The sequence below is a fragment of the Bacteroidota bacterium genome (assembly GCA_039111535.1).
GTDB lineage: Bacteria > Bacteroidota > Rhodothermia > Rhodothermales > JAHQVL01 > JBCCIM01.
Genome location: JBCCIM010000043.1, coordinates 26,930 through 35,929 on the forward strand (window position 1 = coordinate 26,930; position 9,000 = coordinate 35,929).

5 protein-coding genes are annotated in these 9,000 nt (G+C 49.6%); all 5 read right to left on the reverse strand.

Features of this window, described 5'->3' with window-relative positions; all coding sequences use genetic code 11:
* Positions 1-69 precede the first annotated feature (69 nt).
* Positions 70-2,148, reverse strand: a complete 2,079-nt coding sequence (locus AAF564_09135; GenBank protein ID MEM8485703.1) for a S9 family peptidase — start codon at positions 2,146-2,148, stop codon at positions 70-72.
* Positions 2,149-2,408: 260 nt separating this feature from the next.
* On the reverse strand, positions 2,409-3,092 hold the full coding sequence (locus AAF564_09140) for a response regulator transcription factor (protein ID MEM8485704.1): 684 nt from the start codon (positions 3,090-3,092) through the stop codon (positions 2,409-2,411).
* A complete protein-coding gene (locus AAF564_09145; protein MEM8485705.1) occupies positions 3,082-6,075 on the reverse strand; it encodes a two-component regulator propeller domain-containing protein in 2,994 nt (997 codons plus the stop codon). Before AAF564_09145 ends, AAF564_09140 begins: the two co-directional genes overlap by 11 nt.
* Before the next feature lie 463 nt (positions 6,076-6,538).
* Entirely contained in the window at positions 6,539-7,507 is a 969-nt protein-coding gene (queG, locus tag AAF564_09150; protein ID MEM8485706.1) for a tRNA epoxyqueuosine(34) reductase QueG, read from the reverse strand.
* A 99-nt stretch (positions 7,508-7,606) separates the two neighbouring features.
* A partial coding sequence (locus tag AAF564_09155; protein ID MEM8485707.1) for an ATP-binding protein occupies positions 7,607-9,000 on the reverse strand: 1,394 nt, incomplete at its 5' end.

The window sequence follows — 9,000 nt, forward strand, 5'->3', positions numbered from 1 at the left end:
GATTTAAGTGATCCTTCGCTTTTGCTCAGGATACGGCTTTGGCTCCTTTTTCTATTCTTTTGCCAAAGCCTAATTCGCTGGTGGTAGAATCTCCTGGACACCGGCAAGGTCCAGCATAAAGGCATAAGCAAACGCCGTCTCTTTGTAGCGCTCATAACGGCCAGAAGCGCCGCCATGCCCTGCATCCATGTTGGTTTTCATGATGAGTCGGTTTTGGTCTGTCTTTACATCCCGCAGACGAGCAACCCATTTTGCCGGCTCCCAATATTGTACCTGTGAATCATGCAGGCCCGTGGTAACCAGCATGTTGGGATAATCTTTGGCTTCCACATTGTCATACGGCGAATAAGAAAGCATGTAATCGTAATACGTTTTGTCGTTTGGATTGCCCCATTCATCGTACTCACTGGTGGTAAGGGGAATGGTGTCGTCAAGCATGGTCGTAACAACGTCTACCCAGGGTACGTCGGCAACCACGCCACGCCACAAGTCGGGCCGCATGTTTATGATTGCGCCCATCAGCAACCCGCCGGCGGATCCGCCTTGCGCAAAGAGCCGCGCCGGATCCGCATAAGACTCAGCAACGAGGTACTCCGCTGTATCGACAAAATCGGTGAAGGTGTTTTTCTTCTTCAACAACTTGCCATCTTCATACCACTGCCGGCCCATTTCTTCACCACCCCGAATGTGAGCGATGGCATAGACAAAGCCACGGTCGAGCAAACTCAGGCGCGCACTGCTGAAGGAGGCGTCCATGCTGTATCCGTAAGAGCCATACGCATACAGCAGCAATGGCGCTGAACCATCGATCGAAGTGCCCTTTTTGTAAACCAATGATACAGGGACTTTTACGCCATCGCGCGCCGGAGCATACAATCGCTCGGTAACATAGTCTTCCGAACTAAAACTCCCCAAAACCTCTTGCTGCTTGAGCAACGTTTTGTCTTTGCTCACCATGTCGTAATCAAACGTTGATGTGGGCGTCGTCATCGATGCATAGCCGTACCGCAGCACTTGTGTATCAAATTCAGGGTTGGCACTGGTATAGGCCAGGTACGCCGGCTCACCAAAGTCGATATAATGCTCTGCACTTCCATCCCACGGCCTGATGCGCAATTCCATCAATCCGTTTTTTCGCTCGCTGACTACGAGGAAGTCTTTAAATATTTCAAATCCTTCCAGCAACACGTCATCCCGATTCGGCAGAACCTCTTCCCAGTTGTCCTTTGTTGTGCGAGAGACAGGCGTACGCACAAGCCGGAAGTTCTTTGCATCCAGGTTGGTCCGGATATAAAAATGATCGCCAAAGTGGTCCACATCGTACTCGAGACCGCGCTCACGTGGCTGCACGACGGCAAACTCTCCACCAGGATTATCTGCATCCAGAAAGCGGTACTCCGCGCTGAGCGTCTGGTATGAACCGATGACGATGTAGCGTTTAGACTTCGTCCTGTACACATAGGCAGAAAACGTGTCTTCCTTTTCTTCGAACACTAAAACATCATCCGCAACAGGCGTACCTACAACATGCCGATAAATTTTGTCCCAACGCAAGGTTGTCGGATCCTGACGCGTGTAAAACAGCGTTTTGTTGTCATTGGCCCAGGCGATGTTGCCCGTAACCATGGGAATTTCATCTGGGTAGAACGCGCCAGTCTCCAAGTTTTTGAAGCGGAGGGTATAAATGCGCCGGCCCTGGTTGTCTTCTGCAAAGGCCAGGATATCATTGTTTACGCTTACGGCACGGCCGGCAACTGAAAAGTAGTCATGCCCTTCTGCCAGCGTATTGACATCCAGCATCACTTCTTCTTCTGCATCCATTGAAGAGCGCTTACGACAATAAATAGGATAATCCAACCCTTCTTCATACCGTGTGTAATACCAGTATCCATCCCGGAAAACAGGGACCGAAGAATCGTCTTGCTTGATGCGGCCTTTAATTTCTTCAAACAGGGCATCCTGCAAAGACTCGGTGTGCGCCATTACTTCTTTTGTGTACGCATTCTCTTCTTCCAGGTATGCAATCACTTCAGGGTTCTCCCGCTCCCGGAGCCAGTAATAATCATCTACGCGTACATCACCGTGCTTTTCCAATTCGTGGGGTTTCTTGGCAGCAACAGGCGTATCAATTTCAGCGATCTGTTTCATTACAGCATCTGAACGTGTGGCATTTGCGGATTGATTTGGGCTTTTACAAGCAAACGAACTGCCGGCAATCAGCAGCATCAGGATAAAGGCGGGTACAATATTGGTTCTGGGCATTTGTCTCAGGCAATCGGAAAGGAGTTGTATTCCCTAAGATAATAGTCTGCCTGATAGAAAGGAAGGTTGGACGAAGGAATGCCCTGTTTTATTGCCGAGTTGTATTGCCAGAGAAGACGTAGGCGTGTAACCGGATCCGCGTTCGATTATTTAGGCTCTGGGCGAATACCGCGGTTCACAGCGACAGCGACGGCTTCGTTTCTAGAATGGACGTGCAGCTTTTCGTACAGCTTTTTGATATGCGAACGGACGGTATCAATGCTGATAAACAGGGATTCTGCCAGCATTTTGTATGTGAGGCCGTCTACGAGGCCCTGCAGAATCTGCATTTCACGTTCCGAGAGGTTGAACTCCTTGATATTCCTGTTGTTGTTCGGATTGAACTGCTCAAGGATGCGCATCGCAACAGGACCAGATAGAGAGCTACCGCCGTCAATAACGGTTTGTATAGCCTGGAGAATTTCGTTTGGCGGCGTTGATTTGAGCAAATAGCCTACTGCGCCGGCCTGAATTGCTTCCAGGATAATGTCCGTTTCATCCCGCATGGTGAGCATGATCACCTGCGCTTCGGGATAATGCTGTTTGACCTGGCCGGCACCTTGCGTACCACTCATACCCGGCAAACCAACATCCATTAGCACGACATCGCCTGACTGTAAAGGATCTTTCTCCCAATTTGCCAGCGCTTCCTCACACGACCCATACGCACCAATACACACATAGCCGCTCGAAGAGCCCAACATCCACTCCATGCCTTCACGCAGGGTCTTGTGATCCTCTACGATAGCAACACGTATTAACTCTGCAATTTCAGTCTGATCAGGAAGCATATTTACGAAGTGGCCATTTTAAATAGACTGTCGTAGCAGAGCCAACGGCCGCGCGTAATTCAAACGTCGCGCCTGATTCTTTTGCCCTGTCACGCATGGTCGTAAGCCCATAGCCTTTCTCTACAGCATCGGTATCAAACCCTTTTCCATAATCCTGTATCACTACATGGAGCACAACGAGGTCCTGGGTCATCGCAATATCGATTCTCTCGGCACTGCTATGCTTTATCGCATTGTTGATTGCTTCCTTGATAATCAAATACAAATTACGCCGAGATCGAGGTGGTAACGCTATTTTTCGCACCCCGTCTTCAACTTTCCAGTTTACTGTGATGTCTGATGCATCGTTTACACGCTGATAAAATGCCTGCAAGCGCTGAATCACACTCCCTACCGAATCCTGTTTCGGATCCACAGACCATACAATGTCGAGCATATTATCAACCAGTTCGCTCGACATAGAACCAATTTCCTGCAAGATGGGCGAAATTTCTTCTTTCGGAGATTTCTCCTGCGTCCGCTGATAAGCTAGATTTGACATAAACGAGAGGCTTGTTAGCGAGCTGCCAATATCGTCGTGCAGGTCCATTGCTATTTGTGTACGCGTACGCTCAACCTGAAGCATCAAGCGCAATCGGTACAGATGCAAATAGTAAGAGAGCACCATCATGATGACTATGATTGTCATCCAGAACATTGGGCGGTGATAATACGGTACAGGTATTTCGAAATTGTATGAGATTGATTCCCCATACGACTCTCTGGAGGTTGTAGCCTGGACCTCGAACTCATAGGAGCCGGCCGGCAAGCTGGCAAAATGCACAGAGGGCTTTTTCGTAGATACCCAGTCCGATTCAGGAAGCCCATTTAATCGATACCGGTACTCAACCTGATGAGGATGCGAAAAGGTTGTCGCGCTAAACTCAAAGCCAATGTTGGTATCTGAAGCTTTGAGTACTACATCCTTGTACTGGGAGCGCGAAACACCATTGTAGTTGATACTGGTCAACAATACCTGCGGGATGGGCGCTTCGCGACTCAGCAAGCGCCGTGGGATTTGCGTTATCCCACCCGGATGGGTTACCCAAAGAAATTGTTTTGTAAACGCAGCACCAGAAACTGTGGTTGACATCAACCCATCAGACTGGGTCAGGTGATAGCGAATCGCAGCATCTTTCTTAAGATGTTCTTCAGGCATATCCGCATCACGTGAAGCTTTACCGTCGCGTTGGCCTTTCGCCTTCCCACCAGATGGTAGGTTGAACACAAACAAGCCTTCCCGTGCATTGGCAATCAGCAAACTATCCCCTTCGAGCGATAGTTTTTCGATGTGATAATCAGGCAGCAACTGCATTGTGGTATCAGCCTCAACACACAACAACCCACTGCTTAAAAGGGCAACCCACGTGCGCCCAAGGTGATCAACAACAATGTCATTAACCGACGTATTCCTGTAATTTGCAACGTTCCGTACCAGCGTAGCAGGGTACGCATTAATTTGTCGAGACGAGCGCCTGGTATCAATCTTCAGTACCTGCCCATTCGCCCATATCACAAGTTCGCCGTCAGCTGTAAGTGTCTGTCGATGAAAGTCTTGTTCTTCGAGCGGCCAGCGAAACATTGGCGACGGCGTTTTGCCGGCCCTGTGTTTATAAATGCCATCAGCGTGCCAGAAATATCCATTTCCTTTACGGTCTACATCTCCATGGTACCCGCCGGCATAAGCTTCTCGCTGTGCCCACTCCCCATCGTTCCCATAAGTAAACCAGCCACTCCCGCCAAGCGCGTGCATGCGTCCATCCGCCCCCTTGAACAGATCGGACCACCGGTTTTCGCCGGCAGGCAGCACGGACTTGCGCATCGGGTGCAGTTGAAACAGGCCTTCTGAATCAGAACTTGCCCACACAGATTGGTCGCGGTGGTTATATACGGCATTCAGGGAAAGCAAAGGCCGGTCCTGCACTTCCATGATGTGCATGACACCAAGATGGCTAATCTGAACGAGGCCGATTTGCGTCCCAATCCATGCATTGCCCTCATGATCCCGATAGATACAGTTGACGCGGTTTGTTGGCAGCCCAGACTCTTCGCTCATCGACATCATCAGGCCGTCTTTCATCAGATTCCAGAACAGCGCGCCGTGGTTGTAAGATGACACCACAATCATTTTCGGCGTAATGCAGATATGCCGCAAGCCGGCTTCTGCCAAAACTTGTTCTAGCTCGCCAGTCTCTGGATTAAATCGAAACAATCCTTCTTGCTGATGGGATACCCAGGCCGTGCCGGCTTCATCAAAACGGAGCGCATACCAGCCTTCTCTGATTTTATCCTCCAGGAATCGAATAGAACCGTCAGACAGTAATCTTCCCGGCCCCCTGGCGTGATCCAACACCCACTGGCCCCCATCTGCGGCAATATCAGCGCTTACAATATTTGGTATCAGGGCGCCGGCAACAGAATGATCTATGCCGGAAGGTTCGAAGCGATAATCGCGCTGCAACAGGACATTATCTGTAAGCGATATTTGCCAAACTTCTTCCTGTGCATAAATGTACAGGGAATCATTTCGCGCAAGAATTCGGCTTGCTTTGATGTCAGCAAGCTCTGGAAACGGTTGGACTGCGTGTTGATAGCGTACGTGCCAGATCCCCATTTGACGCGTGGCTACCCAGACGTCGTCATTTTCAAGCGGTTCGATTTCTAAAATATTGACGGTACTCGTGGCGTCAATAAAACGAACAGGGACAAAACCAGCACCCGTGTAGAAACTCAAACCGGCAGACGTGCCTACCCACAGACGGCCATCCGGCGTCTGCTCCAGGGTTTGAATGTTCTCATGGGACAATCCATCAGAAATGGTGTAGAGCCTGTAGGGTATACTATTCCCCTGTGCTTCTATTCCCAGAAGCAGAAAACAGCATAACGCAATTAGTCCATGCGCGAAAAACGCGGGATGGGGTCGGGCCCAAGAAATAGATCTCATTTGGGCAAAATTCAGCCTTTGATAACTCACTAAATGCTTGACAGTACAGGCGCTGGCCGTTCAGGAAGCGATAACCGTGATGCGTGGTTTGACCAGTTGTGCAATAAAATAGGCTTCCAGCAGGATTTTATAGCAAAGATGCGGCGGGCTAACTATGTGCCTTTGACTTGTTTCTTATGCGCCTTTTCTACCAACTGCATGGGTAGTTCACCCACATTGATGGCAAAATACCCTGTACCTGTCTATCTTTTTTCTTAAAACCACATGGGTATGTGATTGCCGGCCCGCCCGTCGTGCACTACATTGGGTATACCAATTAAGCAATTGAATGCGTGCGTCAACATGATCAACAGACGCACGACATGCATATAGATTTTACTGCAAGCCCTTTAGGTCGAAATTGACACACCTCCCAGGTCGGTTTCGGCCTTTTTTGTTTTTGGCATTTTTGGATTTGACCTAATTATCCCCGGGCGTCGTCCTCAGTCCTGTCACGCGCAGCTTGCATTGCCATCCGTACGTTTCGTTTGAAACCCTCAAATTTGGTTCGCTTTACCGGATTCTTTCTGAATTGCTTCCTGAAGGCCTCCAGATCAATTTCCAACCATTCTTCGAGCCGTGTATCAACCATTCCGTCGCGCGGAGCATAGCGGGCCTCTTGGGTTGGCTGCTTGAATTTATTCCACGGACACACATCCTGGCACACATCGCAACCAAAAATCCAATTCTCCAGATTCTGCTGTAAATCATCAGGAATATCATCTGCCCGATGTTCGATGGTCAGGTAAGAGATACATCGGTTTGCATCAACCGCGTAGGGTGCATATATCGCATCTGTTGGGCACGCATCAATACAGCGGGTACAAGACCCGCAATAGTCTGGGATTGGCCCATCTGGTGCCAGTGGCACATCAAGGATCAATTCTCCTATAAAGAAAAATGAGCCCAATGAGCGGTTGATAAGATTTGAGTGTTTACCCATCCATCCAAGGCCACTTCGCCGCGCCCAGGCTTTGTCTAACACAGGCGCAGAGTCTACAAACGCACGCCCACTGATTTCTCCTACGCGCGTTTCAATCCAGTTGTAGAGCTCAAAGAGCCGTTCTTTCATCACAAAGTGGTAGTCGTCTCCCCAGGCATAGCGGCTGATTTTCCCAATGGCTGGATCTTCGACATGGGGGATGGGCTGGTAGTAGTTTTGCAAGACCGAAATAACGGACTGTGCACCGTCTACAAGCTTACGGGGATCAACCCGTTTTTCGAAGTTGCGTCCCATCCAATCCATGGTACCTTGCCGGCCGGCGTTCAACCACGTCTCTAGCCGGCGCGCCTCCTCATCTAGCTGGGTTGCCTCAGAAATGCCACACGCATCAAAGCCCAGCCGCCTGGCTTCAGCCTTGATTTCGAGAGAAAGTTTTTCGCGAGTAGACATGCAAACGGATTAAACCTGGAAAACATCGTTGCATAATAGGAATTCTTCAGGTCCAATTCCTGTTTCCAGTTGATCCAAATCAGTTCGCGCAGTGCCTTACTAGGCGGCCAGGTATTCTGTAACGTGGCGGGGATAGGTAATTGTGAACGTAGTGCCTTTGCCCTTCTTGCTCTCCACCTCGATGGTACCACCCATCAACTCCACCAGCCGTTTTGTAATAGCAAGCCCCAGACCACTACCCTGGAATACGCGAGAAATGCCTTTTGACTCCTGTTGAAACTCGTCAAAAATGTGCGGCAAAAACTCTTTACCAATCCCAATACCAGAGTCTTTGATTGTCATTTGCACAAATTCCTGATCCGCTTTGATGGCCAGGACAACTTCACCTTTCCTTGTAAACTTGATGGCATTACTGACAAGGTTGTGCAACACCCGGCGCTGGGCATCCTGATCGAGGAAGACGCCGGCGGCAACATCATCTTCAGTCTCTAATCGCAAGTCAAGTGCCTTCTCTTCAGCCATTTCTTTGAACTCAGCGATTACTTCCGCTGCGTGCGCTACCAGATCTGTTGGTTCAAGTTTTATCTCCAGCGAATGTGCTTCCAACTGCGCCAAATCAAGGACCGCACCCAGGGTATCCATCAAGCGCTGGGCGCTTTCTTCAATCAACTGCGTAAATTCCCTGTTGGCATCATCAACTTGTTCGCCGAGGATATCTGCAAAACCAATTATTGAGGTCAGGGGGGTACGAATTTCATGGCTCATATTGGACAGGAATGCTGTCTTGAGCCGCATGAGATCTGCAGCAATTTCGCGGTACTGCTCCTGGGTTTCGTGGAATGCTTCATCGGAACACTGAGATGCGGTGAGTTCAGTGTTGACAAACACGCACTTTTCCACATTCCCGTCGCTGTCGAAATACGGAAACAGCCGGCACAGCACTTCTTTCTGTCCGCCATCTTTGGTGCCAACGGCCAGCTTAATGCCAGAGATGCGCCGGCGATTGAATACCCGCTGCACCAGCATCTCTATTTTATTTTTTGCATTGGCAGCAGAAAGCAACTTCACCACAGGCGTTCCTGCCACATCTGTATGGGTATACCCAAAACTATCTACGCATGCCCGATTCCAGGTTTGCACATTCCCTTTTTTATCAACGGCGAAAAACGGTACGGGCAAACTGGATACAACACGGTCCAGCCGCTTCTCATACCGCACCTTGGAATGCTGGATTTTCTGAGAAGCTTGTTTGATAAGTGAATTTTCCAGACGGAGCAACACAGCTTCGGAGGCAATCCCACTGAAGTCGTTCAAGATTTTATGCTGGTCGCTTGTGAGCTTGCGTGGTTCGCTATCCAGCACGCAGAACATACCGATGAGTGCCTTCGAAGAGGTACAAATAGGAAACGCTGCAAAAAACCGTACCCCGCCATTGGTCACCCACACATCATTGGCAAATGTTGGGTGCTTTGTCGTGTCGCTGATAATTTTAA

Excerpts from the sequence above, each read along its gene's own strand:
- AAF564_09135 (MEM8485703.1), bottom strand. The coding sequence starts at position 2,148 with ATGAAACAGATCGCTGAAATTGATACGCCTGTTGCTGCCAAGAAACCC.
- AAF564_09140 (MEM8485704.1), bottom strand. The coding sequence starts at position 3,092 with ATGCTTCCTGATCAGACTGAAATTGCAGAGTTAATACGTGTTGCTATC.
- AAF564_09145 (MEM8485705.1), bottom strand. The coding sequence starts at position 6,075 with ATGAGATCTATTTCTTGGGCCCGACCCCATCCCGCGTTTTTCGCGCAT.
- queG (MEM8485706.1), bottom strand. The coding sequence starts at position 7,507 with ATGTCTACTCGCGAAAAACTTTCTCTCGAAATCAAGGCTGAAGCCAGG.